Annotated in this window: 27 protein-coding genes and 3 pseudogenes; 15 read left to right on the forward strand and 15 right to left on the reverse strand. The window is 57.4% G+C overall.

The annotated features are described in order from the left end of the window. Positions 1-4: 4 nt before the first annotated feature. The 6 genes from AB8B33_RS26760 to AB8B33_RS26785 form a co-directional block, all read right to left on the reverse strand. Positions 5-868, reverse strand: coding sequence for a carbohydrate ABC transporter permease (locus tag AB8B33_RS26760; protein ID WP_439017690.1), 864 nt, complete (start codon positions 866-868; stop codon positions 5-7). Then, a complete protein-coding gene (locus tag AB8B33_RS26765; protein ID WP_439017691.1) occupies positions 868-1,779 on the reverse strand; it encodes a carbohydrate ABC transporter permease in 912 nt (303 codons plus the stop codon). Before AB8B33_RS26765 ends, AB8B33_RS26760 begins: the two co-directional genes overlap by 1 nt. 82 nt (positions 1,780-1,861) lie before the next feature. Next, positions 1,862-3,100: an ABC transporter substrate-binding protein gene (locus AB8B33_RS26770; protein WP_439017692.1), complete on the reverse strand. Its 1,239-nt coding sequence runs from the start codon at positions 3,098-3,100 to the stop codon at positions 1,862-1,864. A gap of 40 nt (positions 3,101-3,140) precedes the next feature. Then, complete coding sequence (locus AB8B33_RS26775) at positions 3,141-4,175, reverse strand: LacI family DNA-binding transcriptional regulator (RefSeq protein ID WP_439017693.1); 1,035 nt, start codon at positions 4,173-4,175, stop codon at positions 3,141-3,143. A 175-nt stretch (positions 4,176-4,350) separates the two neighbouring features. After that, positions 4,351-4,704 (reverse strand): hypothetical protein, encoded by a 354-nt coding sequence (locus tag AB8B33_RS26780; protein ID WP_113323718.1) that lies wholly within the window; start codon positions 4,702-4,704, stop codon positions 4,351-4,353. Positions 4,705-4,741: 37 nt separating this feature from the next. After that, positions 4,742-5,689 carry a GGDEF domain-containing protein gene (locus tag AB8B33_RS26785; protein WP_439017694.1) on the reverse strand — a complete coding sequence of 316 codons (948 nt, stop codon included), beginning with the start codon at positions 5,687-5,689 and terminating at the stop codon, positions 4,742-4,744. A 260-nt stretch (positions 5,690-5,949) separates the two neighbouring features. On the opposite strand from AB8B33_RS26785, the gene AB8B33_RS26790 reads away from it, so the two are divergent. Then, positions 5,950-6,921 (forward strand): alpha/beta fold hydrolase, encoded by a 972-nt coding sequence (locus AB8B33_RS26790; protein WP_439017695.1) that lies wholly within the window; start codon positions 5,950-5,952, stop codon positions 6,919-6,921. Positions 6,922-6,977: 56 nt separating this feature from the next. Here AB8B33_RS26790 and AB8B33_RS26795 read toward each other — a convergent pair whose 3' ends face one another. Together AB8B33_RS26795 and AB8B33_RS26800 are read right to left on the reverse strand one after the other, a co-directional pair. Then, positions 6,978-7,874, reverse strand: coding sequence for a LysR family transcriptional regulator (locus tag AB8B33_RS26795; protein WP_439018858.1), 897 nt, complete (start codon positions 7,872-7,874; stop codon positions 6,978-6,980). Positions 7,875-7,927: 53 nt separating this feature from the next. Next, entirely contained in the window at positions 7,928-8,311 is a 384-nt protein-coding gene (locus AB8B33_RS26800; protein ID WP_439017696.1) for a hypothetical protein, read from the reverse strand. A 336-nt stretch (positions 8,312-8,647) separates the two neighbouring features. Here AB8B33_RS26800 and AB8B33_RS26805 point away from each other — a divergent pair, with 336 nt between their 5' ends. After that, complete coding sequence (locus AB8B33_RS26805; RefSeq protein WP_439017697.1) at positions 8,648-9,751, forward strand: NADH:flavin oxidoreductase/NADH oxidase; 1,104 nt, start codon at positions 8,648-8,650, stop codon at positions 9,749-9,751. A gap of 119 nt (positions 9,752-9,870) precedes the next feature. Continuing rightward, complete coding sequence (locus AB8B33_RS26810; RefSeq protein ID WP_439017698.1) at positions 9,871-10,989, forward strand: flavin-containing monooxygenase; 1,119 nt, start codon at positions 9,871-9,873, stop codon at positions 10,987-10,989. A gap of 37 nt (positions 10,990-11,026) precedes the next feature. Here the strand turns inward: AB8B33_RS26810 and AB8B33_RS26815 are convergent, their stop codons facing one another. Both AB8B33_RS26815 and AB8B33_RS26820 read right to left on the reverse strand, forming a co-directional pair. Continuing rightward, a complete protein-coding gene (locus AB8B33_RS26815) occupies positions 11,027-11,494 on the reverse strand; it encodes a GNAT family N-acetyltransferase (protein ID WP_439017699.1) in 468 nt (155 codons plus the stop codon). After that, complete coding sequence (locus AB8B33_RS26820) at positions 11,491-12,480, reverse strand: phosphotransferase family protein (protein WP_439017700.1); 990 nt, start codon at positions 12,478-12,480, stop codon at positions 11,491-11,493. Before AB8B33_RS26820 ends, AB8B33_RS26815 begins: the two co-directional genes overlap by 4 nt. Before the next feature lie 321 nt (positions 12,481-12,801). Between AB8B33_RS26820 and msrA the strand changes: the two genes are divergently transcribed. The 4 genes from msrA (at position 12,802) to AB8B33_RS26840 (ending at position 17,996) form a co-directional block, all read left to right on the forward strand. After that, on the forward strand, positions 12,802-13,314 hold the full coding sequence (gene msrA / locus AB8B33_RS26825; protein WP_025668763.1) for a peptide-methionine (S)-S-oxide reductase MsrA: 513 nt from the start codon (positions 12,802-12,804) through the stop codon (positions 13,312-13,314). 747 nt (positions 13,315-14,061) lie between these two features. Continuing rightward, positions 14,062-15,534 (forward strand): phenylacetate--CoA ligase family protein, encoded by a 1,473-nt coding sequence (locus AB8B33_RS26830; RefSeq protein WP_439017701.1) that lies wholly within the window; start codon positions 14,062-14,064, stop codon positions 15,532-15,534. A 61-nt stretch (positions 15,535-15,595) separates the two neighbouring features. Then, positions 15,596-16,810, forward strand: a complete 1,215-nt coding sequence (locus tag AB8B33_RS26835; RefSeq protein ID WP_439017702.1) for an aminotransferase class V-fold PLP-dependent enzyme — start codon at positions 15,596-15,598, stop codon at positions 16,808-16,810. 1 nt (position 16,811) lies between these two features. Further along, positions 16,812-17,996 (forward strand): MFS transporter, encoded by a 1,185-nt coding sequence (locus AB8B33_RS26840; protein WP_439017703.1) that lies wholly within the window; start codon positions 16,812-16,814, stop codon positions 17,994-17,996. 190 nt (positions 17,997-18,186) lie between these two features. On the opposite strand, the pseudogene AB8B33_RS26845 reads toward AB8B33_RS26840, so the two are convergent. Continuing rightward, a pseudogene (locus AB8B33_RS26845) lies at positions 18,187-19,375 on the reverse strand (IS3 family transposase). Between the two features lie 95 nt (positions 19,376-19,470). Between AB8B33_RS26845 and AB8B33_RS26850 the strand changes: the two are divergent. From AB8B33_RS26850 to AB8B33_RS26870, 5 genes and pseudogenes are all read left to right on the forward strand, one after another. After that, positions 19,471-19,793, forward strand: a pseudogene (locus AB8B33_RS26850) (hypothetical protein); the annotation flags it as partial. A gap of 278 nt (positions 19,794-20,071) precedes the next feature. Next, on the forward strand, positions 20,072-20,782 hold the full coding sequence (queC, locus tag AB8B33_RS26855; protein WP_439017704.1) for a 7-cyano-7-deazaguanine synthase QueC: 711 nt from the start codon (positions 20,072-20,074) through the stop codon (positions 20,780-20,782). Next, the gene (gene queD, locus AB8B33_RS26860; RefSeq protein ID WP_310382508.1) at positions 20,782-21,138 is read left to right on the forward strand and encodes a 6-carboxytetrahydropterin synthase QueD; all 357 of its coding nucleotides are present in this window, start codon (positions 20,782-20,784) and stop codon (positions 21,136-21,138) included. Before queC ends, queD begins: the two co-directional genes overlap by 1 nt. Further along, positions 21,135-21,863 carry a 7-carboxy-7-deazaguanine synthase QueE gene (gene queE, locus AB8B33_RS26865; RefSeq protein WP_439017705.1) on the forward strand — a complete coding sequence of 243 codons (729 nt, stop codon included), beginning with the start codon at positions 21,135-21,137 and terminating at the stop codon, positions 21,861-21,863. The genes queD and queE overlap by 4 nt, the downstream gene beginning before the upstream one ends. 383 nt (positions 21,864-22,246) lie before the next feature. Continuing rightward, on the forward strand, positions 22,247-22,741 hold the full coding sequence (locus tag AB8B33_RS26870; RefSeq protein WP_439017706.1) for a hypothetical protein: 495 nt from the start codon (positions 22,247-22,249) through the stop codon (positions 22,739-22,741). A 197-nt stretch (positions 22,742-22,938) separates the two neighbouring features. On the opposite strand, the gene AB8B33_RS26875 is transcribed toward AB8B33_RS26870, so the two are convergent. Continuing rightward, positions 22,939-23,493 (reverse strand): hypothetical protein, encoded by a 555-nt coding sequence (locus tag AB8B33_RS26875; protein ID WP_310382511.1) that lies wholly within the window; start codon positions 23,491-23,493, stop codon positions 22,939-22,941. Between the two features lie 291 nt (positions 23,494-23,784). Between AB8B33_RS26875 and AB8B33_RS26880 the strand changes: the two genes are divergently transcribed. Together AB8B33_RS26880 and AB8B33_RS26885 are read left to right on the forward strand one after the other, a co-directional pair. Further along, entirely contained in the window at positions 23,785-24,258 is a 474-nt protein-coding gene (locus AB8B33_RS26880; protein WP_113323733.1) for a hypothetical protein, read from the forward strand. A gap of 203 nt (positions 24,259-24,461) precedes the next feature. After that, positions 24,462-24,728 (forward strand): DUF2277 domain-containing protein, encoded by a 267-nt coding sequence (locus AB8B33_RS26885; RefSeq protein ID WP_439017707.1) that lies wholly within the window; start codon positions 24,462-24,464, stop codon positions 24,726-24,728. A gap of 144 nt (positions 24,729-24,872) precedes the next feature. Here AB8B33_RS26885 and AB8B33_RS26890 read toward each other — a convergent pair whose 3' ends face one another. Both AB8B33_RS26890 and AB8B33_RS26895 read right to left on the reverse strand, forming a co-directional pair. Continuing rightward, positions 24,873-25,076, reverse strand: a complete 204-nt coding sequence (locus tag AB8B33_RS26890; RefSeq protein WP_113184684.1) for a cold-shock protein — start codon at positions 25,074-25,076, stop codon at positions 24,873-24,875. 45 nt (positions 25,077-25,121) lie between these two features. Further along, a complete protein-coding gene (locus AB8B33_RS26895; RefSeq protein WP_439018925.1) occupies positions 25,122-25,289 on the reverse strand; it encodes a hypothetical protein in 168 nt (55 codons plus the stop codon). Positions 25,290-25,328: 39 nt separating this feature from the next. Between AB8B33_RS26895 and AB8B33_RS26900 the strand changes: the two are divergent. Further along, positions 25,329-25,521 (forward strand): annotated as a pseudogene (locus tag AB8B33_RS26900) (TSUP family transporter); the annotation flags it as partial. A gap of 138 nt (positions 25,522-25,659) precedes the next feature. Here the strand turns inward: AB8B33_RS26900 and AB8B33_RS26905 are convergent. Further along, a complete protein-coding gene (locus AB8B33_RS26905) occupies positions 25,660-26,478 on the reverse strand; it encodes an NmrA family NAD(P)-binding protein (protein WP_439017708.1) in 819 nt (272 codons plus the stop codon). Positions 26,479-26,499 lie beyond the last annotated feature (21 nt).

The following is a 26,499-nucleotide window of genomic DNA, read 5'->3' on the forward strand; positions in this document are numbered from 1 at the left end:
GTCATCATTTCACCGCGCCGGCCATCAGCCCGCGCATGTAGTAGCGTTGCAGGAGCAGGAAGACGATCAGGCAGGGGATCGTCATGACGACGACACCGGCCTGAACCGCGCCCCAGTTGATGGCGCCGAGGCGACCGGCGCGCACCGCCGTCATCAGGACGGGAAGCGTGTATTTCTCGTTGCTGGAGAGCAGCACGAGGGCGGCCAGGAATTCGTTCCAGGCATTGAGGAAAGCAAAGATTGCGACCGTCGCAATACCCGGCAGCACCAGCGGCAGAAGCACGCGGACGAGCAGTCTGAGATCCCGCGCGCCGTCGATGCGGGCTGCTTCCTCGATCTCCTTCGGCACGGCATCAAAGGCATTGCGCATCATGAAGACGGAGAAAGGAAGTTGCAGCGTGACGTAGACGAGGGTGAGGCCCAGCAGCGAGTTGTTGAGACCGAGCTTCGCTAGGATGATGAAGAGCGGCGTCAGGATCGACTGGAACGGGATCATCAGCGTCGCGATGATCAGCACGAAAAGTGCGTTCTTCAGCGGGAAACGGTAGCGCGAGAAGCCGTAGCCTGCGAGCAGGCTGACGATGACGGTCAGCAGCACTGTCGCCAGCGAGACGAACAGTGAGTTGATCATGTGCTGCCAGATGCCGGCGCCGAACGTATCGAGCAGCGCATAGGCATCGAAGCTGACCCCGGTCGTCGGCCAGGGCGGCAGCGGCGGCAGGCTTGCCTCCGTGCCATGCCGGAAGGAAGCGAGCAGCGTGATGATGAAGGGCGCCAGGAAGAAGATCGAAATGGCGATGCCGGCGACATGGTAGGCCGATTGCGATCTGAAACGCTTGCGGGCGCGGCGTTCCCGTGAGGAGATCATCAGCGTTCCTCCCCGACGCGCAGCAGCCAGAGCTGGACGATGGAGATCGCAACCAAGATCGCCAAAAGCACGATCGAAAGGGCGGATCCGTAGCCCAGATTGAAGGACACGAAGGACTGGTTGAAGATGTAGTAGACGACCGAGATCATCTTGTTCTGCGGCCCGCCCGACGTCATGATGTAGAACTGGTCGAAGGCGAGGATCGAGCCGGTGACCGAGACGATCAGCGCCAGGGCAATCGTCTTTCGCATCAGCGGCAGGGTTAGATGGCGAAAGCGCTGCCAGCGCCCGGCCCCATCGATGCGGGCTGCCTCCGTCAGTTCGGACGGAATGGCCTGCAGGCCGGTCAGCAGGATGATCATCGTAAAGCCCGCGATCTTCCAGACGACCATGACGATGATGGTTGCAAAGGCGGTATCGAAGCTCGCCATAATATTGGGGCTTCGCTCGACGAGGCCGAGCGCGCGAAGGGCAGGGCCGAAGAAGCCGCTATCGACATTGGCAAGCCAGACCCAGAGAAGCGAAGCCGTCGCGAGCCCCACGACGACGGGCAGGAAGATGATCGTCCGGTAGGTGCTGACGAAGCGGCGCTCCTTTTCCACGAAAATCGCCAGCGGGAAGGCGATCGCAAAGATCGCGATGGTCACGATGACGGTGTAATAGGCAGTGAAATTCAGGGCCGCCATGAAGCGGCTGTCGTTCCACATGCGGGTATAATTGGCAAAGCCGATCCAGCGCGAGGCACCCATCAGCGGCCAGTTATGCAGGCTCATCCAGCCGGTGAAGAGCACGGGCATTACGAAGAAGACGATGACGAGCGCCATGGCCGGCGCAATGTAGAGAAAGCCGCGCCATTGCGTCTTTCGCCGTTTTCGGACAGCGCGGATGCGCTGCGGACCGGAACCGGTCATCAAAACCTCCGCATTTTACGATTTCTTCAACCTGTGGATCGGCCGGGGAACTGCCACCGTCCCCCGGCCACGGCCGGGAGAGTTATTGGCCGCTGTCGATGATGGACTGCATCTCGGATTGGGCATTCGAGAATGCGCCATCGACGTCGTCACCGAAGATCGCGGCGTTGGTGAAGGTCGCCCAGGGTCCGTTGGCGCTGTTGATCAGATCGTTGAACTGCAGCGTATAGGGTGTCTTGGCAACGGAGATCGCCTTCAGGCCCACCTGCATGCGGGGGTCGAGCCCGGCAAGAACCTGATCGGCAATGTCGCCGCGTGTCGGCAGGCTGCCGTATTTCGCCAGGACTTTCTGGCCGTCCATCGAATAGATATATTCGAGGAATTCCTTGACCGCATCGATCTTCTTCGTGCCCTTGGTGATGACGAAATTGTCGCCGCCAGCAAAGGACGAAGTCTTGCCGTCGACGCTGGGGATCAGCGTCACGCCGAAGTTGATATCCGGATACTGGGTGACCAGCGTGCCGATGGCGAAGGCGCCGAGGCTCTGCTGGCCGATCTTGCCGTTTGTGAAGGTCAGGAAGTTCGTGCCGTTATCGCTCGCAGCACTTGCCGGAACAAGATCCTTCTTCACCATATCGCGATAGAAGCCGACGGCCTTGCGCATCTGCGGCGTATCGAGCGTTGCAGTCTTGCTGTCCTCAGAGAGGATATCGGCACCAGCGCCCCAGACGAGCGGCGTGAAAGTGAAGATCATGCAGCCGCCACAGCCGCCGCCCGAGAAGTAGAAGCCGTAGGTATCATCGCCCAGCTTGCGGATCTTCTCGGCGTTGGCTTCGATTTCCTCCCAGGTCTTGGGCGCCTTTTCGGGGTCGAGGCCGGCCTTCTTGTAGAGGTCCTTGTTCCAGGCAAAGACAGAGGTTTCGACCGACAGCGGCAGACCGTAGATCTTGTCCTGATAGGTACCGAGTTTGACATGCGACGGTGACAGCGAATTGAAATAGGGCAGGCTCTTTGCCCAGTCCGTCAGGTCCTCGAGCTGGCCCGCAGCTGCGAAGGCCGGGTTATAGATCAGGTCCATCGACAGGGCGTCGGGCGCCTGACCGCCGGCGATTGCGGTTGCATATTTCTGCACCAGTTCGCCGAAGGGCACTTCGGTCGTGACCACCTGGTTTTCGTGGCTCGCATTATAGGCCTCGACGACCTTCTTGAAGGCATCGCCGATACCCGTGCGGACCCACATTTCAATCTTTTCGGCAGCCGAGGCTGTCGAGACCAGGCATAGGGTGGCAATACTGGTTGCCACCAATAGACGCTTCATCATGGCTCTCCTCCCAAGTTGGCGCGTCTCCTTCGCGCCGTTGCTATATTCCGAGGGTGTCACCCCCGCATGATTGCCGCACGACGAGACGGCACGGCAATTTCCTGATGCCGGGCTCCACCGAGCGTCCCTCCGCAAGCGCCAGAACCGTCAATCCGGCCTGCCGCCCCAGTTCCTTCAACTCCATATCCACCGTCGTCAGCGGCGGTCGCGTCTGGGCGGCGACAATCTCCCAATTGTCGAATCCCACCACCGAAACATCCTGCGGCACCCTGATGCCGCGTTCGCGCAGTGCATCGATGACACCACGCGCAATCTGATCATTGCCGCAGAAGATGCCGTCGGGCCTTTCGCCGCCGCCGCTCCACAATCTTGCGACGGCTTCGTGGCCCCAGCTTTCCGACCAGACCCCGAACAGGACCGGCCGCTCTTCTCCCGCGACCCTGCGATAGGCATCGGCACGCTCGCGCACCGAGAAGAAATTCTCCGGTCCGGTGACATGCACCATCCGCTTGCGCCCGAGCTTTGCCAGCCACTCGACGGCAAGCCGCGCGCCCTGCGCATCATCGGAGCGGAAGGTGACACTTCCGGGCGCTCCTTCCGTAAATGCGTAGACCACAGGCACATTCAAATTCGACAGATCGACCGGTAACCGTCTATCCAGACGCTTTCCTGTCGCGATGATGCCATCAACCTGTTTGTCGAGCATAGCCTCGACATGAATCTGCGCCAGCGCCGGGTCCTCCTCAATCGCGCACAGAAAGACCGAAACGCCATGGTCGACGAGAGCATCCGATATTCCTGCCATGACCGGCAGGGTAAAACGGCCATAGGTATCGTTGGTGAGAAGCCCGATCGTGAAACTACGCTTGCTGAGCAGGCCTCTCGCCAAAGCGTTCGGCCTGTACCCGATCTCCGCCGCAATGCGCTTGACCCGCTCGCGCGTTTCCAGTCCCATCCGCCCCGTATCGTTCAGCGCCTTCGATGCCGTCGAGATGCTGATTCCAGCGGCAGCCGCGACATCATGGATGGTGATCCGGCCTCTTTTTCCTCCTGTTGTGTCCAGCAACTCCTCCATCGAACTTGCGATGAGAAAAGCTTTTCCCTGTAAAATTGTCAAGTGAGAAAAGGTTTTCTCAGCTATCGTTGACCAGGTCTAGGGCCGATGAGCAGAGATGAACTGGTATCAATGATGAGCCGGCTTCTGATCGGAGGTAGGCGCGTTGGGCTTGTCAGTCTGTGATCGCAATCACTTACAGGTATCCGACATGGTCGCCGAATGGGATATCCTCATCCAGGTTGCCGCTGCCGATACGTTCGCTTTCGCCGGACAGGCGTTCTTCGTCCGGATCGGAAGCCTCTGCATGGGGGTGGGAGGAATGATGGTCCAGATGCCGATCCGCTGCCGGATCATCATCCGCATCGATACGATCTTCATCGCTACCAGCGGTATGGTGATCGTCTTTTTTCCCATTGCCGGCGGTGATCTTTGCCTGTCGCTCGGCGACCCAGGCATTGTCAGGTTCGGAGCCGATGGAGGTGCTGTGGTTCACGTGTGTGGCCGAGGAGGCTGCCGTGGGCGAGGTGGGCGCAATCTTTTCGACCATTGAAACTCCCTGGCTTATGGCCCGACTGGCGGCCTGGCTATGATGTCTGTCGCCCAAGCGGGTGCGCATGGGGATCGATGCTGATCTGGTCGCGGCCCCTCATCTTGGCCGCGTAGAGCGCCAGATCGGCCCTGCGATAGATATCATTGGCATAGTCTCCGCTCATGACGCAGGCAATACCTGCAGAAAAACTGTAGCGGAAGCTGAGCTGGTCAGCCAGCGGGCGAGACTGCCTCACGGCAACCAGCATGCGATTGACGATCTCTGCCGCTTCTTCGGGAACCGTGTTCGGAAGAACCAGAACAAACTCTTCACCGCCGACGCGACCAAGAATATCCGTCTTGCGCACCATTTTCTGTAGCGTAGCGGCGAAATCCTTGAGAACGGCATCGCCGGCAGTATGGCCGAAACGGTCATTGATATATTTGAAATTGTCGATGTCCAGAACCGCGAGGCAACCGACCTTCTCTTGTTGATTGCCATAGCTGCGCACCAGCTCCTCAAGCTTCGACATGACGAAACGTCTGCTCGGGATACCGGTCAGCTCGTCGGTCTGGGAGGCTTTGATCGCGCTGTCGCGATCTTGCCGCAGCGTCCTCTGATCGGAGCGGATCGATGTCACGTCACTTGCGACACAGAGCATCCAGCCATTGGTCTGCATGGTCTCGGTCATCCACAACCATCGGCCGTCATGAAGATCGGTCTCAAAGGCGCGAAATCCGCTTTTGCCTCGACGGGCAAGCGTCGACAGCAGCCAGCTCTCAAAGTCAGCCGCGGCAATAATCGTTCCGCGGCGGGCGTTAAAATTGCGCCGCATCAGCTCGGACCAGAGTGGTTGTTCGTCCTCTGCGATAAACCAGGCATCGCGAAATGCGCGATTGGTAAAACGCAACCGGTCATCCTGGTCGTAGACCGCAACCATGACGCCCGCAGCTTCCATCAGCTGCGCCATTTGCAACATCGCTTCCGTGTCACCCAAGGTCATCATGCCCTCAGAACAGATCATCATCTGCTTGAACTATCTGCCTGGCGTGAAGAAACAGTTAGCTGGTTTGCATATGCACAGGTGGTTCTGCGCCGTCACCGCTGGCTGGATCGCGATTGCGCCCGTAATGGACTGCGAACTCTTCCTGTAAGTGGAATAATACCTTCCACGTTCTGCCGATTAACGGATTCCGGTGAATGGCTATGTTGGTGCCAGGCCAGCAAGGGCTGTTGGTGAATTTGTCAAAACGGAGAACTCAGATGAACAGACTGATCCTTTCCCTGATGCTGGCTACCGTCAGCATCGCTCCCCTTTCCCAAGCCGTCGCCGCTCCTGCCAAGCAGGTTGCGATCACCCAGCAGGTGCCGGTGACAGTGCACTATCGTTCGGCCAAGATCGATGGCGTCAACATGTTCTATCGTGAAGCCGGCCCGGCCGACGGCCCGGTCGTCCTGCTTCTGCACGGCTTCCCAACATCCTCGCACATGTTTCGCAACCTCATTCCGCTGCTGGCAGATCGCTATCACGTTATCGCACCCGACTATCCGGGCTTCGGTCAGAGTGATGCACCCGATCACGCCAAGTTCGCCTATACCTTCGGCCATTATGCAGACATGGTCGATACGCTGATGACCCAGCTCGGCGCCAAGAAATACGCCATGTATGTCATGGATTACGGCGCACCGGTCGGCTACCGTCTGGCTCTCAAGCACCCGGAACGGGTGAGCGGGTTGATCGTCCAGAACGGCAATGCCTATGAAGAAGGCCTGCGCGAATTCTGGGATCCGATCAAGGCCTACTGGGCCGACGATTCGAACGAGAAGCGCGAGGCGCTCTCCAATCTGGTAGTCCTCGAGACCACCAAGTTCCAGTACACGGACGGCGTCAAGGACCTGACCCGCATCAGCCCCGACAACTGGGTTCACGATCAGGCCTTGCTCGACCGGCCGGGTAACAAGGATATCCAGCTCGACCTCTTCCACGATTACGGCACGAACGTCCCGCTCTACCCGCAGTTCCAGGCCTTCTTCCGCGAACGCAAGCCGCCGACGTTGATCGTCTGGGGCAAGAACGACAAGATCTTCCCGGAGGTCGGCGCACATCCTTACCTGCGTGATCTTCCGGACGCTGAAATGCACCTCCTCGACACAGGTCATTTCGCCCTTGAAGACAAGCTGGATGAGATGGCGCCCCTCATCCGCGATTTCCTCGATCGCAAGATCGCAAAGTAACAATCGCCTACATGAAGGCCCGCGCATTCAGAGATGAATACGCGGGCCTTTAGTTATCAATTGAAGTGCCTGTTGGATCTCAGCTTTTCCACCGAAAAATCGATGAAGCTTCGCACTTTTGCCGAAGCATACCGGCCTTCCGGATGGACGACATGGATCGGCAAAGCCTCCTCCTCATGCTCAGCCAGGATCGTGCGCAATTCGCCGGCCTCAAGCTGCGGCGCAATCTGGTAGGACAGAACGCGCGTCAGGCCCCAGCCGGAAGCCGCCGCCGAGATGGCAGCCTCGTTGGTGCTGCAGAAGAGACGGGGACTGACGTGGACGGTTGACTTCCTGTGCATACCAAAACGCCATTCGAGCGACGTCCACGCACTGGTAGAGGCGACAATGCGATGGTTCGACAGATCGCCGGGCGTCATCGGAACGCCATGCTTTTCAAAATAGACAGGGGATCCGCAGATGACGCGTCTCACCTGGCCGACGCGCGTCGCGGTGAGGCCGGAGTCGGGCAGATGACCGATGCGGATCGCGACATCGATACCTTCTTCGACCATGCCGACAACACGGTCGACGAACAGGCCGCGACCGATCACATCAGGGTAGAGATCCAGATATTCGGTCATTAGCGGCAGGACGAACATTGTGCCGAACATGGCAGAGGTAGTGACGGTGAGAGTGCCCGTCGGTCTGCCGTAGGCGCCGGCTGCGGCAGCTTCCGCCTCCGAGAGATCGGCGAGCAGCCTCTGGCAGTCTGCAAAATACTGGGCACCTGCTTCCGTCAGCTTGACGGACCGCGTCGTGCGCGTCAGCAGGCGCGTACCGATGATATCTTCCAGGGCAGACACCATGCGAGTGACTGCGGGAGGGCTCATGTGGAGTTGCCGTCCTGCGTCTGCAAAGCTCTCGGCCTCCGCGACCTTCACGAAGACCCTCATTGCCTGCCATCGATCCATGCGGTTCACACTGTCTTCAAAAGCTTAAGTCCCTGACAGAGATTTAAACGCTTTTATTCCGATCGCAATCTATCGGGCCCATAGCGGCAAGCCGCTGAACGTCCGGCTTTTGATCTCGCCGTCGACGGCTTCAGCTTCTTGACGAGGGCTCGCAGTTCCGAAGCGATGTCGGGAGCGCCGAAAGCCTTCAATTGCCGACTTGCGAGGGCGCCTGCCGCTCCGTCACCGGCTTCTATCGCCAGCGCGAATTTGACGGCGATTTCGACAAACAGGTCGAAACTGCCTCCGCGCTTTGCAGCGTCGATTTCAGCTCCACTTAGCGCCATTTGCTTCGCCTCGAGCTCCAGGGATCGAAGAGCGTCGAAATCGCTTCTCGAACTTGCAAGTGCAAGTTCGATTTGTATGCGCACCAGGGGAGTGATGAGGTTCTTGCTCAAGCCATTCTCCATAGGCTGCGATAGCCATCGTCTCTTCGGTCACCGTTTCGAGCCTGCCGGAAGATATTGCTTGACGCTTGGTAGGCGGGGCCGTTCGCAGACGGAATATTGTTGGTGGAGCAATACACCCGGCCGCAGCCAGCCTGAACTGACATTCTGCTGAAGGCTTTCTTCCCCCTGACGCAACAATCGGACGAAGCTACCTCGCGAAGCCTCTCCGCAAAACGGACCCACACCAAAGAACAGTTCCTGACATTGGGAGGCTCTGCTAACCGTCGCAAAGATCCGACTGAGTGCTATAAACCAAGACAACCGAATACTGCTTCGAGGAACGTCATGCCCCAACCCGTCCTGTTTTCCCCCTTCTCCGTGCACAATCTCGAACTCGCCAACCGAATCGTGATCGCGCCCATGTGCCAGTATTCGGCCGTCGACGGCTGCATGACGGACTGGCATCTGATCCATCTCGGACAGCTTGCGCTTTCCGGCGCGGCATTGCTGACTATCGAAGCGACCGCTGTCGTTCCCGAAGGACGCATTACCTTTGCCGATGTCGGCCTTTACGATGACGCTTCCGAGGCCGCGATGGCTCGTACGCTCGAAAGCATCAGGAAATGGTCGGATATGCCGATTGCCGTGCAATTGGCGCATGCCGGCCGCAAGGCCTCGACCGAGGTTCCCTGGAGAGGCGGCGGTCAGTTTTCGCCGACCGATCCGAACGGATGGCAGACCGAAGCGCCTTCCTCAGTCGCTTTCAACCCGAACTATGTGCCGCCGACTGCACTCGACCGCGATGGCATGAAGCGTGTCCGCGATGCCTTTGCAGCTGCCGCACGGCGGGCTGCGAAAATCGGCATTGATGCCGTCCAGATCCATGGCGCCCATGGCTATCTGCTGCACCAGTTCCTGTCGCCTTTATCGAACCAGCGAACTGACGAATATGGCGGCTCGCTGGAAAACCGTGCTCGATTTCCGCTGGAGGTTCTCGATGCGGTGAGGGATGCCTTTCCCTCCGATCGGCCGGTGACGATGCGCGTTTCCGCCACAGACTGGGTCGAAGGCGGTCTGGAGATTTCCGAGAGCGTCGAATTTGCCAGGATGCTCGAAGCGAGAGGCTGCGATGCCATCCATGTATCGAGCGGCGGCCTGCATCCCTCTCAGGCAATCCCGATCAGCCCGAGCTACCAAGTGCCGCTCGCCCGGGCAATCAAAAGCGCCGTAAAAATGCCGGTCATCGCCGTCGGTCTGATCACCGAGCCGACGCAGGCCGAGGCAATCGTTGCGACGGGCGATGCAGACCTCATCGCGCTTGCTCGCGCCGTCCTCTACGATCCGCGATGGCCGTGGCACGCAGCCGCCGAGCTCGGCGGGCAGGTGAAAGCGGCCAATCAATATCTCCGTTGCCAGCCGTCGCAGCTCAAAAACCTGTTTGCAAAATAAGATGGAGCGGGAATATCCCGCGCGAGGATAACGCTGGCTGCGTGATCGTCTAAGCTGCTGTCTGGCATTACGATTATGATGTACCCTTCCTGCCACGTTAAATGGGCAGGGAGGGGCTCATGACCGTTGCGGGCACAGTAATTGTCGGCGCAGGCCCCGCCGGGCTCGCCTGTGCGGCAGCGCTCGGGGCCAATGGCCGCTCCTCTATAATCCTCGAACGTGCGGATAATCTGGCTGCCTCGTGGCGAAGGCATTATGACCGGCTGCATCTGCACACCGCCAAGGCGCATTCAGGGCTGCCCGGAATGCCCATGCCGAGGGCGTTTCCAAGATATCCGTCGCGACTGCAGGTGATCGACTATTTCGAAGCCTATGCGCGCGCCAACGATATCAGGATACGGTTTGGCAAATCCGTCATCAGCGTCAGGCAGGGCCAAGACTGGATTGTCGAGACGAATGACGGAGACGCCTTGGAGGCCGAAACCGTCGTGATCGCGACCGGGCTTTCCAAAGCTCCCATAAAGCCGGTCTGGAAAGGCCAGGAAAGCTTCACCGGAAAGCTCCTGCATTCCTCCGAGTTCAGCAATGCGGGAGCACTCGGCGCGCGCAGGGTGCTTGTCGTTGGTTTTGGCAATTCGGCCGGCGAGATCGCGCTCGAATGCGCTGAGGCGGGTCTTGAGGTCGGCATGTCGGTGCGTGGGCCGATAAACATCGTTCCGCTGGAAATGTTCGGAATTCCAACCGCGACAATCGCCATCGCACAACAGCATTTTCCATACGGATTCGCTGACGCAGTCAATGCACCATTCCTGCGCTTGCGCTATCGCGACATGGGAAAACTGGGGCTGCAAAAATCCGCCAAGGGTCCTCTGACCAATATGGCGGAGAAAAGCCGCACGCCCCTGATCGATATCGGAACCATGGCTGAGATCAGAGCTGGCAAGATCAGAATATATCCAGGCATTGAAAGCTCGGATCGTCAGCAGGTGCACTTCGTCGATGGCCGATCGGCGGATTTCGATGCGATCATCCTGGCAACGGGCTATCGGCCCTCGCTGGAGACAATATTGCCTGATTTCGCCGAGAAGTTTGAGGGCGCGGAAAGGCCGAAAAGAGGAGAGCTCCAGCCCGGGAATGACGGCCTGTATTTCTGCGGATTCAACACGGCCTCCACAGGCCTGTTGCGTCAAATCGGCATCGAGGCCGTCAGCATTGCCCTATCGATAGCAGAGCGCTGAAGAGCCCAAGACTTTGGGAGCGCTTGGTCTGTCCCGCTCAGAGAAGCGGGCGGCACAAATCTATTTCATCCCGGATCGGAATCCCGTGATCGCCGATATCGGGAATGGCGGGCTTCAGTAATCGCGCCTCATGAACTGCGCCAGGTCGAACCCGCCGCAGCTCGAAGCCTCGCTGTTGGTAGAAGCGCAATGCGGCGAGGTTGTCGTTGGTTGTCATGACCCAAAGGCACCCAATACCCTGCTCGCGCAAAACATCGGCCAAGGCTTCGATCAACAGGGTACCGACCCCCTGGCCGGGAGAGACCGCGTCCAGCGACATCAATTCTGCGTCGTTGCCCTCTAGCCGATACGTCGCCAGCCCGCGCTCGGGGTCGGCCACCAGCGCCGGAAGCGTCAGCAAGTCGAAGGCTTCGCCGTGAGCGATGATCGTCGTGCTACCCCATCGTTGCACGAGGAGTTTCGAAATCCAGTCAGCATCCTCTTTGGTAGCTGCGCGAGCCGTCATGCCTCATCATACCAAGGGTCAGGCCCTGTGACCATCGTGTGGAGGTTCCGGATCAATCCGTCGGGGCCATTCTCGGTGACTTGATCCACGCCCAATTTCGTTAGCCAGCACCACATGCTGACCCGATGGAAGAGCGTATAGAGCCAAAGCGTCCGGTCGATATCGGGATGATCGACCGGACCATAGCCTTCAAGAATGGGTCTATGGCTGCGCGGGTCTTCATGTGCCGAACAGAAGAGGGCCTTGGCAAGATCAAAGAGCCTGTCTGCCGCCCGTGCATTACCGAAATCGATAAGCCCGCTGAGCTGGAGCCGGCCTATGTCGTCACGCAGGGCCAGCACATTGCCTTGGTGAAAATCGTCGTGGCAGAGCACGGCGCCGCTGCTTTCCTGCAGAAGGCCGAAGTTTCCTTCTGCCAGCTGTTGCAGACGGCGCCCGAGATCGGCATCGCCGCCCAAATCGCGGAAGCGCCGAAACACGTCTTCGAACGCTGACGTCATATAGTCCGCATTCGTCGATATCGGTCTGTGGATCCCTTGGCCGAGTACGTAGCCATAGGCAGGCATTGGCATCGCATGGATGCGTCTCAGCAACTCTCCCATCTGGCGGTAAGCATTCTCAATATCCGGCTCAGCCATCCAGTCACGCAGCGAGCGGCCGGGTAGCAGCGGCAGCAAGGCGTAGCGCAACGGCAAGAGGCTTCGCGACTCGTCGATCTCCAGCCACTTTGGAACGAGCGCTGTCAGCTCCGCGCACCAACCCGCCACAAGCCTCTCCTTCGCCGGCCCCCATTCGGGTTCGTCGGGATAGATTTTCAGCACCAGCGGTTCGCGGTTCGCGCCTGCAAGATCGATCCTGTAGACTTCCGTACTGCCGCCGTGCAGACGGGAAAAGCCGCCGGCGATAAAGCTGGGATCGAGGTTTTGGACGATCCGCTGAACTGTTTCCCTATCAAGCTCCAGGGTCACCCGTCTTTCTGGTGCCATGTTTAAACGCCCCCTGTGCGACGCCCGTGGCTGATTTTGAGAGGCGGTGCCAGAAATCACGAACCAGAAAACGCCGCCCGGATGACCGGACGGCGCAACGACCGATTCAGAGTGCTTTGACTTGTCTTGCTGGTCAATCTCGTTCGGCGCAAATTATGCTTTGAGCTGGACGAGTTGCTGGAAACCGGAATGTGTTTCAGGGAAGATCCCGACGCCGCCGCAGTGGACTGGCGATCATTGAGCCGAATACCCATATAGGCGTCAGCGGAGCGCACCTGACGATTCCCGCCCATCTTGCGCACATTTGGAAAGGACATGTCCATGACAACAGAACGTGCAGTACTTGCTGGCGGCTGCTTCTGGGGAATGCAGGACCTTATTCGACGGCTGCCCGGCGTTGTTTCAACGCGTGTCGGTTACACGGGCGGTGAAGTCCCCAATGCAACCTACCGCAATCACGGCAACCATGCCGAAGCGATAGAGATTATCTTCGATCCGCAAAAGACGAGCTATCGCGATATTCTGGAATTCTTCTTCCAGATCCATGATCCGTCGACCCGCAATCGCCAGGGCAATGACATTGGCGCAAGCTATCGGTCGGCAATCTTCTACGCAGATGAAAACCAGCGGCAGACGGCCGAAGATACGATCGCCGATGTGGATGCTTCCGGCCTTTGGCCAGGCAAGGTTGTGACGGAAGTCGTTCCCGTAAGCGATTTCTGGGAAGCCGAACCGGAACATCAGGATTATCTCGAGCGCATTCCAAATGGCTACACATGCCATTTTGCCCGCCCCGGCTGGAAATTGCCGAAGCGGCAGGCGAATGTCGCTTAAACCGGCAAACAGTCAAGAGAATTGACCGAATTTGATCAGCGGTAGCCTTTCCGGGCCGCCGTTTGATCTATGAGATTGTTTCAATCGGTTTCGGATGGTTTCAGCACCTATTCGGACACGTCGGAGACTATTGCATCGCGCAGTTATGCACTGGACTTTCCAGCGCAATGCGGTCGCACCTACCAGATCAAAATCGCTCTGAAACGCTTCTGTAAGCCTTATGTATTCTCGATAACTCCTGGCTGCGGCGCTGAGTGACGTGCCGAGGCAAACCAAAATTAATACCCAATCCAGGCAATCTTGGCTTTCTACCACCCGGCTGATGACGATCACCTCGCGGAGCTTCGGTGAGCTGCGAGCCCTACCTGTTTGCATTGGGCCAAGAGCGTGAAGATGGCGACATACAGGAGGGCACGACGCTACCGTGAAGCCTCGCCCATTTCCGGAACCATGGTTGTCCCGGCCGAGGCCCTGCCAAACTAAAAGCCCAGCAGGGCCGCGTCTTTACGTTTGGGGAGTTACAGCGATCGGCTTAGCAATCGGCTTTGCACGCACTAATTTCAATCTCATTGTATCACTCCATTGACAGTTTGTGCGGATGCGCTAGCGTATTTTTATCGCGATGGCGATAAACGGTAGCGACGACAAAATATTACGTGCTAAAGTTGGTGTCAATCAGCGGTAATGTCAGCATTGCTGTCGTATTTATCAAAATAACCTTTGTGTTTTGAAAAAGAGAGTCATCCGATGCGTGAATTTAATTCTAGCGTTGAAGTGGTTCTATTGAATGAAAGTCTGATAGAGATAAGGGATAGACGTACTGGTTTGCATTTAATATTGGAGGATGAGGGGCAGGCTCTGCTCGTGAATGGGGAGATCGCCCCTTCAGTTCTAGCCACTCTAGGCCCTATCGGACTGCTTGACGAAATGACGAGCGAGGAAGCCTCCAAGCTCCAATTGCCGTTGCGCAAAGCCCTTCGCTTTGAGCTAAGGGAGCAGAGGCTGGTCGACTTTTTACAGTTCGCGCAAGAACAGGTACCCCATTACAAAAATTCTGTAATGTATGATCTCAAGCGGATTAGAACGCTGGCAGACCTTCCGCTGATACCTGAGCTGAAGAAGCATCATCTGAGGGAATCCTACGATGACCTGCTGGCTGCAAACGCGAACATCCCTGATGGCCTCGCGGCTGGAAAATATGCATTCGCAAGAACCAGCGGTACGTCTGGCGAGCGGCTGCAGATTATCTCCGATCTCGAACTGGATCATGTGCCGCCTCAATTCGAGGAGGTCTGGAATTTGGAGCTCAATGGACGGATCCCGAAAACAGCAATTCTAACTTCACCGGTCTGTTCGGCCACGGAATGCCAATTAGGCAGGTCATCCATGAGTGATCGAACGAGGTTCGGGATTGTGCTCTACCTAAATTCGGCGGAGGATTTGTTTTCTGCTCCCGATGACTTGGCGAGGAATATCAGGGACGAGCTGGAAGAGTTTCAACCAGATTTCATACTGGCAAATCCTGTATACCTGCTCTGGTTCGGCAGAGCCGCGCAAAGACTTAATCTTGTTCTTCCGCGCATTTCCCTGATCCTGAATTCCTACCAATACATCTCGAACCGGCAAAGGCGGTTGATTTCGGAGATATTCCAAGCTCCGGTTTACAACACTTACACCGCAACGGAATTATGCGGGTGCATGCTTGGCGTGGAGTGTTCTCGCGGTCATCTCCATGTTTTTGAGGATCATTCGCTCGTGGAGATCGACAATCAACGCGTAGGAGAATGTCCTGGGGTCGGTCGAATTTTGGTGACCACCACCGCAAATCGGATCATGCCGTTGCTGCGTTATGATCTCGGTGACCTTGGACGCTTGCTCGATGACGAATGCGGATGTCCACTCTCCGATTGGCAGACAATGGAACTCCATGGACGGGCACGAGACGCTCTCTTGCTTGATGGATCGATCGTTACGACAAAACAGGTGGATGATGTGCTCTCCACCGTATGCAGTTACGATTATTATACCTGTCGGCAGGTTTCGACGTCGTCGGTTGCCTTCGATGTCATTGAATCACCGGACGCGAATTTGTCAGTTGCCGAGCTGCGTGACCGCTTTCGGGCTACGTTTGCTGTCCAATCAGTTGAGATAAACAAAGTAACGGCGCTCAGACCGGAGCGCTCGCTGAAGTTTCCTTTGACTGTTCGGGAAGCTTTCTAGCCGGCTCAGTTGCTGACTGCACCGAGCTCGGCGCTAAGCAAACCTCTGGGAGAGTGTAGACGTGCTCGCGATCCAGGCTGATTTTCCCATCCTTGCTCAAAGGTCGCATGGGCGCCCGCTAGTCTATTTAGATTCCGCCGCGACCAGTTTGAAGCCTCGGCAGGTGATCGACGCAGAGCGGCGATATGCGACCGAATATTCTGCAAATGTTCATCGAGGAAAGCATCGATTATCCGAAGAAGCCTCTGACGCGTACGAGGATGCGCGCCAGAAGATAGCCAGGCACATCAATGTCGAAAGTCCCACGGTCATCTTCGTACGAAATGCCACCGAGGCAATCAATGTCGTTGCCAGGGGAATAGGTTTGCGCAAGACCGACAAGGTTGTTGTTCCCATAGGCGAGCATCATTCAAACATGATACCTTGGATGCGCGAGGCCACCGTGTGCTGGATGGAGCAAGCCCTCGACCGATCCATCGACATCGATCTATTCTCTAAAATTCTGGATCGAGAACGTCCGCGTGTGGCGGCTTTCAGCTACGTATCGAACGTCTCCGGAGCCGTAAATCCGGTTATAGAGCTATGCAAAATGGCCCGAGATCGCGGCGTGGTGACGGTCCTGGACGCCTCTCAGGCTGTGCCCCATGTCAATATCGATACCGCCAAAATCGGGTGCGATTTTCTTGCGTTCAGTGGTCACAAGATGTTCGGACCAGTTGGAACCGGTGTTCTCAGTGGCAGAAGGGAGGTACTCGAGCGCCTGCAGCCTCTGATGATCGGTGGTGGAACTGTTGAGAAAGTAACGGTCGATGGCTTCGTGTTGCGTGCACTTCCATATCGGCTCGAAGCCGGAACGCCGAACGTCAGCGGTGCCGTTGGACTGGCGGCGGCATGTGAATATATCGAGAAACTAACTTACGGCGAACTTCACTCGCATCTGTCGGCGATCGACAGCCGGTTGAATGAATTATTTGAAGAGAATGGTATCAATACTCTTCGTTCACAGGCCCCACGTATCGCGCCAATAACATCGCTGTGGTTCGAGGAAACAGCGATCCATGCTGACAACGTGGCAATCGCTTTGAGCGACAACTTCAATGTGATGGTTCGTTCGGGGTTCTTTTGTGCCCATCCACTGTTGCAGAAATTTGTTGCAAATGGCGGATTGGTTCGCGTCTCACCTCACGCATACAACTCGCTCAAAGACGTCGAGCTTTTTTTCGACGCGCTTACGGCAGTTAGACGGCGCTTCCTGGTCTCGCAGGGGAGCCATTGAGATGGGGATCCAAGCCCGAGGCACGATCATTCTTCTGGCGGCAATTCAGGCGCTTTCGGTATCCGCAGGCTCCATCATCCTCGCCTTGGGCACCATTGTCGGAGCGGACATGGTTACCGATGGATCCTATGCGACGCTTCCATACGCTTTGCTGCTCTTTGGCGCTCTGATCTGCACTGTTCCTGCCTCACGTCTGATGTTCGCGTTCGGCCGCAAGGTAATCTTCCTGGTTGGCGCGGGTGTCGGATGTGTCAGCGGCATCCTGATGGCGATAGGTGCTGCCGGACACAACTTCCTACTATTTTCTTTAGGCGCATTTCTTTGGGGCCCGAACGCTGCAATCATCCTGTACTACAGGTTTGCTGCAACCGAAGCGGTTGCTGAGGGCCAGAAGGGGCGAGCAATATCTTACGTACTGTCGGGGAGTATCATTGGCGTTTTTCTAGGCCCCACCGTAGCTCTCCGTGTCAAAGATATCATCCCAGGTTGGGAATACTTTGGCTCATTCGCGTTCATTTCGTTCCAATGTGTCCTAGTCGCGGTATTGCTTTTCTGTACTCAGCTGATGCCCCCATATCCCAAACAAGACCTGAAGGGCCGTCTTGCGGCAGTTGTATTTTTGGCTCCAGGAATTTTCGCCGGGGTAGCCAACAGCATTGTAGCGTTTGGCGTCATGGTCCTCATCATGACTGCCGCGCCACTTGCTATCATCCATTTTGGACACGGGATGGACATGTCGGTGACCGCCATTCAATGGCATCTGTGCGCGATGTATGCCCCCTCTTATGTTGCGGGAATCTTGCTGGATAGATTTGGAGCTGTGCCTGTTTCAATTTCCGGCATGCTTTTTTTCGTAGCGACCGTGGTTGTGTCCTGCCTTGAACCGACGGCGTTTAATTTCACGCTGGCCCTCATTCTCCTGGGCATAGGCTGGAACTTCATGTTCATGTCGGGGACATACCTGCTGAGCAAGCATGGGCACCCGGACGAGCGTTCCTGGGTTCAAGCTGTAAATGAACTCCTATGCGGGAGTATCGTAGCATTGGCGGCTTTTCTCGCTGGCGTCGTGTTCACTCATGTGGGTTGGAATTTGCTCGTCATTAGTAGCATGCCCCTACTTGGCCTCTCCCTGGCAGCAACCCTGCGGGCTCTCTTGCGCCAGCGTCGGAGCAGTCGGTCGGTATGAGCGATCGAAAGGCTGTTCATTCGGCCTAAGCCGGTAAAGCTTCAGTGATTTTCGGAATACCCGAAGGATCGGTCCCATTGGTGTCGCTGTTCGCAGGGGCGGCAGCGTCAAGCGGTCCTTGGACGGTAGCCGCCGATTCGCCAATGCAAGCGAAAAGGCGCTGTCTTAAAGTTGACCTGCCACGGAAGTTTCATCCGGCTGCGATTAGAGCCTTGGCGGTTTTGGATACGCCAAATGGCGCGGTGTGAGCAACCGGCGGAAACGCGAAGCTTTCACATTGCGTAGCGTTGGAGCCGGTTGCGCGATGATCCCAGCATAGTCTGCCGGGGTCTGGTATCCGAGCGATGAGTGCGGCCGGAAATTGTTGTAGTCATCGACCCATTCCGCAATGGCGCTGCGGGCATGGTCGAGACCAAAGAACAGACTTTCATTCAGCAATTCGTCGCGCATGCGACCGTTGAAACTCTCGACATAGCCGTTTTGCATCGGTCTTCCCGGCGCGATGTAGTGCCACTCGACCTTGTGATCCTTCGACCAAGCAAGGATGGCATTCGAGGTGAGTTCGGTCCCGTTGTCGGAGACGATCATGCCGGGTTTGCCCCGTCGCTCGATCAGTGTCGTCAGTTCGCGAGCAACACGACGGCCAGAGATCGAGGTGTCCGGGATCGCCGCCAGGCATTCGCGCGTGACGTCGTCGACAACGTTGAGCACGCGGAAGCGTCTGCCGCAGGCGAACTGATCGTGGACGAAATCCAACGACCACCGGGCATTGGCCGTCGCTTCGACCAGTATCGGTGCACGCATGCCAACAGCACGCCGCCGGGCCTTCCGCTTTCGAACGGAAAGACCTTCCTCGCGATAGAGACGGTAGATGCGATTGACGCCGGACGGCTCTCCTTCGCGCCGAAGCAGGATGAACAGCCGCCAATAACCGAAACGTCGCCGTTCATTGGCGAGATCGCGCAGCTTCGCCCGCAGTTCGACCTCCGGCGATCGGCAGGAACGATAACGGACCGTCTTTCGGTCTGCGGATATGATCTGGCAGGCCCGCCGTTCCGAAAGGCACATGACGGCCTTCAGGTGCGCGACGGCGTCACGCTTGGCGGCAGGCCCTACCATTTTTTTGAAAGAAGCTCGCGAAGTGCGGCCGTATCCAGCATCTGTTCGGCGAGCAACTTCTTCAGCTTCGCGTTCTCCTCCTCCAATGCCTTCAGACGCGTTGCCTCGGACACTTCCATGCCGCTGTATTTGGCCTTCCAGTTGTAAAAGGTAGCCTCGGAAATCCCGTGCTTGCGGCTCAGATCAGCCGCTTTCGCTCCCGCCTCCTGCTCCTTCAGCACCGCAATGATCTGCTCTTCCGTAAATCTCTGCTTCTTCATAAGTCCGTCCTCAATAAGGCCGGACTCTAATCCATTCTGGAGGAAATTCTCAGAGGCAGGTCAAAGTGGCCAACTGCCACATTCTGATCGATGCCGGGAAGGTCGACATAGTCAGCATCGGTGTGATCTATGGTTATGCCTATGAGGGGCACTGCTACAAGCTCCCGAAGCCGCGGATCATGTATCTCCCGGTCAAAGCCGAAAAAATACCGGGGGACGACTGCGGATGCGATTGCGGCTACTCCAACGCACTTGGCTATTCCGTCTGGTCGTTGGACAAGCTCGAACGCGTGATCGCGCTCGACGTCCGCTCCGACGACATCAAGACGCTGATCCTTGATGAAAACCGGCTGGCAATCGTTCACCGCTCGCCTACGCACAGACGCAATCGCTAGCGCCGCAGCGGCCTCGCGATTGAGACCACGCAAGTATCCGGACTGAGATCGGGCTGATCTCCCTTTCGAAGCCTGGAGGGGGATCCGACATCACCCGCTGGTCTCGGTCCGACACTGCGCGGCGATTTGAAAACCGCTGCAACCTGCCTTTATCTAGAGGGGCCTCCGCGTCCTCTGCGCAGACGTGCCGCCGTCGATGGTTCCTGCCGACAAAGTTATAGACATCGCAGCATCAGAAGTTTAGTAGGTGCCCGCTAACCGGTCGCAGCCCACCCGGTTCAACAAAACAAGGGATACTAAAATGAAAGTACTTGTCGTCTGCTCAGGCGGACTCGACTCCATTTCGCTTGCATACAAGATTGCGGCGAACCACCAGCTGATCGGTCTGATTTCCTTCAACTACGGTCAACGGCATGTCAAAGAGCTGGAATTCGCGGCTCTCTGCGCACGAAGGCTCGCCGTGCCACATGACATCATAGACATATCGAACGTGGGTAAGCATCTGACCGGCTCCGCCCTTACGGACGATGTCAAGGTTCCTGATGGGCACTACGCCGAAGAGACGATGAAGGCAACGGTCGTGCCGAACCGCAACGCCATCATGCTGTCGATCGCGTTCGGCCTTGCTGCTGCTCGCCACGCAGATGCCGTGGCGATTGCAGTCCATGGCGGAGACCACTTCATCTACCCAGACTGTCGGCCGGGCTTCATTTCGTCGTTTGAGGTCATGCAACAACATGCCCTTGAGGGATATGCCGATGTCAGCTTGCTCGCTCCCTATGTGAACGCCACGAAGGCCGACATTGTCACAGATGGTGCGAAGCATCGGACGCCTTTTGAAGAGACCTGGTCTTGTTATAAGGGCGGCCGTTTCCACTGCGGGAGATGCGGTACATGCGTCGAGCGTCGTGAAGCTTTCCATCTCGCCGGTGTCGAGGATCCGACCGACTACGACGATCCGGATTTCTGGATTGCTGCGACCGGTGCATTCAGAGCAGATGAGGCAAAGTAATGTACCGGATTACCAAGGAATTCCATTTCTCCGCCTCGCATCAGCTGTCCCACCTTCCTGGCGACCACCAGTGCGCGCGTCTCCATGGCCACAATTACATAGTTGAGGTCGAGCTTGCCGCCTCTGAGTTGAACGAGGATGGCTTTGTCCGCGATTATCACGAGCTTTCGCCACTCAAGCGCTACATCGACGAGAGCTTCGATCACCGGCACCTCAATGATGTACTGGGCCATGATCGGGTGACATCCGAATGGCTCGCCAGGCATTTTTACGACTGGTGCAAGCAACGCCTGCCCGAGACGTCTGCCGTCAGGGTGAGCGAGACGCCGAAGACATGGGCGGAATATCGTCCATGACAGGCAGGGAACAAAAGATCCGCATCAGCGAAATCTTCGGACCGACGATCCAGGGGGAAGGGCCGCTCATCGGCCTTCCAACCGTCTTCGTCAGAACGGGCGGCTGCGACTATCGCTGCGAATGGTGCGATACCCTTCATGCCGTCGACAGCGCCTTCCGCGACGAGTGGACGCCAATGACGGTCGACGATATCTGGTCGAAAGTGGAATTGCTCTCTCAAGGCTGTCCGCTGACGATTTCCCTGTCCGGTGGAAACCCGGCAATTCAGCCGCTCGGGCCGCTGATAGCTCGGGGAAAGCGCGATGGCTATCAGTTCGCTTTGGAAACGCAGGGATCGATCGCCCAAGACTGGTTTGCAGAGCTGGATCATTTGATCCTCAGTCCCAAACCACCGTCCAGCGGTATGGAATTCAAGCTGGACGAACTAAAGGATTGCGTGGCGGCCGCACGCAACGGTCCCGGGATCGCGCTGAAGATCGTCATCTTCGACGACGCTGACTATGCCTTTGCAAGGTCTGTCGCGAAGGAGTTCAAAGAGCTTCCGATCTTCCTGCAGCCAGGCAACCACACGCCGCCGGTGGAAGATGAAGCCTTGATCGATCTCGAGGGTATTCTCAAGCGTATGCGGTGGCTGGTCGACAGGGTCGCCTCAGACCGGTGGTTTAATGCGCGCGTCCTCCCGCAGCTCCATGTCCTGCTCTGGGGAAACATGCGGGGTGTCTGATCAACTTTGAGGAAGGTTACGGCCCGCCGCGCAGGAGCGGGAGTACCGATCTGAGGGCGGTGGTCCTCCCGAGGCTTTAAGTGTCTCGATACAATGTCTCGACTGGGATCGTCACGCCCGTTAGTACCTACAGGTGCTCGGAGGCTTCGCTCAGCTTCTCTGCGATCGGAGGGTTGCGCGGCCCCTTTCTCAATCTCTCGCCCTCGCCAAAGACCGGAAAAACAAGCTCATTTTAGTGTTTGCTGCGGCATCGGGTAGCAGTCGGTTCGCAGCCGCTAAATTGACCTCATTGCTCCGCGACTTTTGCTCGACCGGGTGCCGAAAGCTCAAGGCATCCGGCATGGCGCATACCCCATGCGCCAAATAAATCGGAGGAGAAAAACATGTACAGACTTGCTTCTCTCGCGGTCGCCGCAGCACTTGGTGTCGGCGCCTTCATTGCCGCGTCAAGCGCCGATGCAATGACCATGCAGGACTGCAGTGCCAAATATAAAGCGGCGCAGGCAGCCAATAGTCTCAATGGCATGAAGTGGAACGACTTCCGCAAGGCGCAATGCGGAGCAGATACCGCCGCAGCGACACCAGCAAAGCCCACTGCAGCGACGCCCGCAAAGCCCGCCGCGACCGACGAGCCGACGACCGCCAATACCGAGAATGCGGCCGAGCCCGCGCCGACCAAGGCCGTGGTTCCGAAGGGCGTGGTCTTCCCAACGAAGGTCGATGCAAAATATGCGAGTGAGACACCCGGCAAGGGCCGGATGCATACCTGCCTCGATCAGTACAATGCCGATAAAGCCAACAACAGCCTGAACGGCCTGACCTGGATCAAGAAGGGCGGCGGCTATTACAGCATCTGCAACAGCAAGCTAAAATCCTGAGGTCACATATCGCATGGATAGGCGTCGCGATGACGCGACGCCTCATCTCCACGTAAGGAGGACGCAATGAGTCTTCTCGACAATACCGGCAGCCTCATCGGCAATGCCGTCAACAGTCATCCCGGCGGCCTCAGCGGCTTGATGTCGGAAGCCTTCACCGATTTCGGCGGGCCTGGTTAGTTGCGATCGAACGCGCATCAGTTCTCGATCTGTTGGTCCGAAACAACGCTGACGATGACCTCGTCGCTTCCGTTCGGATAAAGCGGCAGGTCGAGCGTAATCGCTTCCCGGCGCTCCGGGGACGATGCTTTGAAGAACTTTCTGGCGCGCCCCTGTCCATTCCCTTCTCCGGACGCTTTAGCATGCGTCTCGCTGACCAGGCGTCGTTCGAAGGCCGCAGCATCGATTTCCGCGAACGCCATGGTGCAGCTTTCGACGGTGTTGTCGCCTACGGACGCCCGTGCCACCACCAGCGCCCTGAATGGTACGTCTTCGCCAGCGCTCAGGTTCCAGCCTTCCAATGCGACAGGATTTTCCACCGGCACCAGACTTGTAGTCATATCCTCCGCAAGTGCTGGCCAATCCCGTTCCTTTGCTACGGCGACCGTCCGTTGAAAATCCGTTCCCCGGTTGAGGCAGCGTTCATTGAACTGGTCAAAGGGATCTGGCTCGTCTGCCGCAACGACATCGGCAATGCTGGCAAGAAGAAACGTAATTGCGAAGCCATATGTCATCCATCGCATTAAAACCATGGGGTCTGCCTGTGGCCTTCGTCGGTTGTTACTGCGCCGCCTATATCTATCATCCCAATGAAAAAGGAAAAATCATGTCTCTCCACACCGGGGCTAAGTAATCCCGCACTCCGGCAGACATTTGATCGCCCTTAACCGGCTGGAAGATCAACCGACAAACACCTACATGTTGAGATAGCAAAACATCGCGTTCGCGACTAATCCAAGCGGCCAAGAGCCAGGCGATGACAAAGGCTTCATATCAGCGCGTCCTTCAGGACGGCACCAAAGTAAAGAAACGAGACCCGCCATATGATTTTGCTGATAGTCGCGGTGGTGATCGTTATCGTCTTCTTCTTTCTGTTTCCAAAGCCGACGCTGCTTACCCTCACCGCACTCGTGGTCGTGGGCGGCGGTGTTGCGACCTTCATCTACTTTCAGCAAACAAACCGCGATGGAGCGAGCGCCTCGATAGAAGGAACAAGCAGTGGAACTAAGGGATGCGTAGATCCTGCCAGGCCCGTTTTCGTTCGGCTTTTCAACGGTTCTCGTCAGCAGGTGGATGTCGTCCGCTTCCGGCTGATCGCAAAACGTCGCGGCTTCAGCATTGAGTATTATTCCGACCACCTCACGAGCTATAAAATTATCGAGCCTGGCGGCACCTATGACGACTGCTGGGCGCTAAACCAATATCGAGGCCTGCAGACTTTGCCGGATAAACTGACGCCACAGGAACTGGATTGGTCGGTCGAAATATCATCGGTTGAGTTCGCAAGTAATCGGTAGGCGTGGCAGCTCTGCCTTTGTAGAGGCCGAGTTAGAAGCGAGCTTGTGAACGATCTTTTCATGGCCGAGTTAACGGCGCTGTCTACTCAATGTGATCGGTGACTGGGAGTTGCCGCCCAGTCCGTTGCAATTAGCGCTCACGGAACTAGCTTTTATACCCCGTACCCTTTGAAACGGCGGCGTGACGAAAAGGAAAGCAAGGCATGTGCCGAAATATCAAGCCCCTCTTCAACTTCGATCCACCAGCGACGGACGAGGAAATCCATGATGCGGCGCTTCAGTTCGTACGCAAGTTGAGCGGAACCACCAGGCCATCAAAACGCAATGGGGCCGCTTTTGAACACGCGGTGATGTCGATCGCGAAATGCGCCAAGGAACTGCTTAATTCGCTGGAGACCTCTCAACCTCCTCGCGACCGCGATGAAGTAGCCGCGAAAGCGCGGGCACGGTCGGCGACCCGGTTCGCCTAAGAAAGCCTCCTTGCAATTCCTCCATTGCTGGTGGTTCGCCCTTCACCTGGAATACGTCAGCGATGTATAGGTCTTAAACAAGCGGGGCGCCTCCATGGACGCCCCGCAATCAGTTGTCTCTTGCGATAATATATCTCGTGCAGATCAGAGTGGTCTGACGTTTTCCGCCTTCGACTTGCCGGTCTTCCGATCCTGGCCGAGATCGTAGGATACGCTCTGGCCTTCCTTCAATGCGTCGCCATATTGGAGCGCGGAGACATGGACGAAGACATCGGGTCCTCCGCTTTCCGGCGTGATGAAGCCGAAGCCCTTGTCCTGATTGAAAAACTTAACCTTGCCAGTCGGCATGACATCCTCGTGTGTTTGCACTTGTTGTGGAGCGGCAGCCTAGCCTCAGCATTCTGCCAGATCAACCCGTTCCGAACCTTCGGTCTTCTCGGCATCCTCATCTGTTTGCGACGGCGCGATGGAGTGGAAAGCCGCCAAGAAGATCGCATCGGCAAAGAGTGCCGTCCCACCACGAACGAAATAGGCAAGGCTGTAGCCGCCGAGATCCGTCATACAGCGGTTGACGGCTTCCCCGGCGGGCTCGTCGGCTTCATGCTCGGCCTCCTCGGCGGCGGTGGATCCATCCCGGCCACGCCCGCTGCTCCTTTACGTGGTCGGGGTCAGGCAGCCGCACGTTGTGATCGGCACGGGTGCGCTTGCGGTTTCGGTGAACGCTTTTGCGAACTTTGCAAGCCATGCGATCAAGGGGTCATGTCTGGTGGGCTGCGCGGCCGTCTTCTCCGCGCCGGCGTTGTCGGCGCCCGTGATAGTGGGGCCTCATTTCAGGTCGGGGCTCACCGGGCTTCCATCGGTTCGGACTTCTTTCGGAAGACGGCGATGTTGTCGCTGAGCCAGCCCGCAACCGATCGCGGCGTTTGGCCCGTCAACTCGGAGAATGTGGACGTCGTTTCGGCGAGCACAGATTCCCGGAACATACCGTCAAGTCCAAGGAGCAATCGGCAACCATTTCACTTACGCCCGAGGCGATCAGGACGCCGCGATGCTCGTCGTGGGTCCGATGCTGATACAACACGGTCTCACCGAGGAGGCGCGACAGTTCTTCGGCAACCTCCGGCATACTCACCGTACCGGGGCCAGTCAGATGATAGGCGCGCTGCGAGTGAATGTGCTCATTGTCGAGAAGAGCGGCACGCGCGGCATCGGCGACATCGCGAGTGTCGATGAAGTTGACGCGCCCGTTGCCAGCCACGCCACCCCATGAGCCATCCGCGACCGGGGCGCTGGCCCGGGCCAGAATGTCGACGAATGAACTTGGGCGCAAAAGCGTGTAGCCAATGTTATGCGCAGCCAAGTGGGCTTCGATCTGCATGTGCCAATCGAACGGATGCAGCCGAGACGGAGGTCCCATGACCGACAATTTGACGATGTGAACAACGCCTGCGGCCACGGCTGCGTCGATCAATGCGATTTCGTTGGCAACCTGCCGCGGGGACGTGCCGTGGGAAAGGAAAAGGCGCTCCACACCGCGCAGCGCGCCGGCAAGAGTGGCAGGTATATCGAAGTCAACTTTGGCCAAAGCGACCCCGGCCGGTAGGTCCCGCGTGTCTGGATTCCGCGTCAGCGCCACGATATCGACGGGGTCATTGACCAGGTTTGCGATCAAAGTGGCGCCGACCCGACCAGTAGCGCCGGCCACTGCAATGCGCGGCCTGCTTACTTCACTCGAGGGAGGATTGAACATTTGAGTATCCTTGCTATTTTG

Origin of the sequence: Rhizobium sp. 768_B6_N1_8, assembly GCF_051811225.1 — a bacterium.
In the GTDB taxonomy this organism is placed as follows: domain Bacteria; phylum Pseudomonadota; class Alphaproteobacteria; order Rhizobiales; family Rhizobiaceae; genus Rhizobium.

What these genes read in the sequence shown, in the direction of transcription:
- queE (WP_439017705.1), top strand. Translation starts at nt 21,135, where the DNA reads ATGACAGGCAGGGAACAAAAGATCCGCATCAGCGAAATCTTCGGACCG.
- AB8B33_RS26775 (WP_439017693.1), bottom strand. Translation starts at nt 4,175, where the DNA reads ATGGAGGAGTTGCTGGACACAACAGGAGGAAAAAGAGGCCGGATCACC.
- AB8B33_RS26885 (WP_439017707.1), top strand. Translation starts at nt 24,462, where the DNA reads ATGTGCCGAAATATCAAGCCCCTCTTCAACTTCGATCCACCAGCGACG.
- msrA (WP_025668763.1), top strand. Translation starts at nt 12,802, where the DNA reads ATGACAACAGAACGTGCAGTACTTGCTGGCGGCTGCTTCTGGGGAATG.
- AB8B33_RS26890 (WP_113184684.1), bottom strand. Translation starts at nt 25,076, where the DNA reads ATGCCGACTGGCAAGGTTAAGTTTTTCAATCAGGACAAGGGCTTCGGC.
- AB8B33_RS26810 (WP_439017698.1), top strand. Translation starts at nt 9,871, where the DNA reads ATGACCGTTGCGGGCACAGTAATTGTCGGCGCAGGCCCCGCCGGGCTC.
- AB8B33_RS26840 (WP_439017703.1), top strand. Translation starts at nt 16,812, where the DNA reads ATGGGGATCCAAGCCCGAGGCACGATCATTCTTCTGGCGGCAATTCAG.
- AB8B33_RS26795 (WP_439018858.1), bottom strand. Translation starts at nt 7,874, where the DNA reads ATGGATCGATGGCAGGCAATGAGGGTCTTCGTGAAGGTCGCGGAGGCC.
- AB8B33_RS26805 (WP_439017697.1), top strand. Translation starts at nt 8,648, where the DNA reads ATGCCCCAACCCGTCCTGTTTTCCCCCTTCTCCGTGCACAATCTCGAA.
- AB8B33_RS26895 (WP_439018925.1), bottom strand. Translation starts at nt 25,289, where the DNA reads ATGACGGATCTCGGCGGCTACAGCCTTGCCTATTTCGTTCGTGGTGGG.
- AB8B33_RS26785 (WP_439017694.1), bottom strand. Translation starts at nt 5,689, where the DNA reads ATGACCTTGGGTGACACGGAAGCGATGTTGCAAATGGCGCAGCTGATG.
- queC (WP_439017704.1), top strand. Translation starts at nt 20,072, where the DNA reads ATGAAAGTACTTGTCGTCTGCTCAGGCGGACTCGACTCCATTTCGCTT.
- AB8B33_RS26870 (WP_439017706.1), top strand. Translation starts at nt 22,247, where the DNA reads ATGTACAGACTTGCTTCTCTCGCGGTCGCCGCAGCACTTGGTGTCGGC.
- AB8B33_RS26770 (WP_439017692.1), bottom strand. Translation starts at nt 3,100, where the DNA reads ATGATGAAGCGTCTATTGGTGGCAACCAGTATTGCCACCCTATGCCTG.
- AB8B33_RS26905 (WP_439017708.1), bottom strand. Translation starts at nt 26,478, where the DNA reads ATGTTCAATCCTCCCTCGAGTGAAGTAAGCAGGCCGCGCATTGCAGTG.
- AB8B33_RS26880 (WP_113323733.1), top strand. Translation starts at nt 23,785, where the DNA reads ATGATTTTGCTGATAGTCGCGGTGGTGATCGTTATCGTCTTCTTCTTT.
- AB8B33_RS26760 (WP_439017690.1), bottom strand. Translation starts at nt 868, where the DNA reads ATGATCTCCTCACGGGAACGCCGCGCCCGCAAGCGTTTCAGATCGCAA.
- AB8B33_RS26830 (WP_439017701.1), top strand. Translation starts at nt 14,062, where the DNA reads ATGCGTGAATTTAATTCTAGCGTTGAAGTGGTTCTATTGAATGAAAGT.
- AB8B33_RS26790 (WP_439017695.1), top strand. Translation starts at nt 5,950, where the DNA reads ATGAACAGACTGATCCTTTCCCTGATGCTGGCTACCGTCAGCATCGCT.
- AB8B33_RS26820 (WP_439017700.1), bottom strand. Translation starts at nt 12,480, where the DNA reads ATGGCACCAGAAAGACGGGTGACCCTGGAGCTTGATAGGGAAACAGTT.
- AB8B33_RS26875 (WP_310382511.1), bottom strand. Translation starts at nt 23,493, where the DNA reads ATGGTTTTAATGCGATGGATGACATATGGCTTCGCAATTACGTTTCTT.
- AB8B33_RS26765 (WP_439017691.1), bottom strand. Translation starts at nt 1,779, where the DNA reads ATGACCGGTTCCGGTCCGCAGCGCATCCGCGCTGTCCGAAAACGGCGA.
- AB8B33_RS26780 (WP_113323718.1), bottom strand. Translation starts at nt 4,704, where the DNA reads ATGGTCGAAAAGATTGCGCCCACCTCGCCCACGGCAGCCTCCTCGGCC.
- AB8B33_RS26815 (WP_439017699.1), bottom strand. Translation starts at nt 11,494, where the DNA reads ATGACGGCTCGCGCAGCTACCAAAGAGGATGCTGACTGGATTTCGAAA.
- queD (WP_310382508.1), top strand. Translation starts at nt 20,782, where the DNA reads ATGTACCGGATTACCAAGGAATTCCATTTCTCCGCCTCGCATCAGCTG.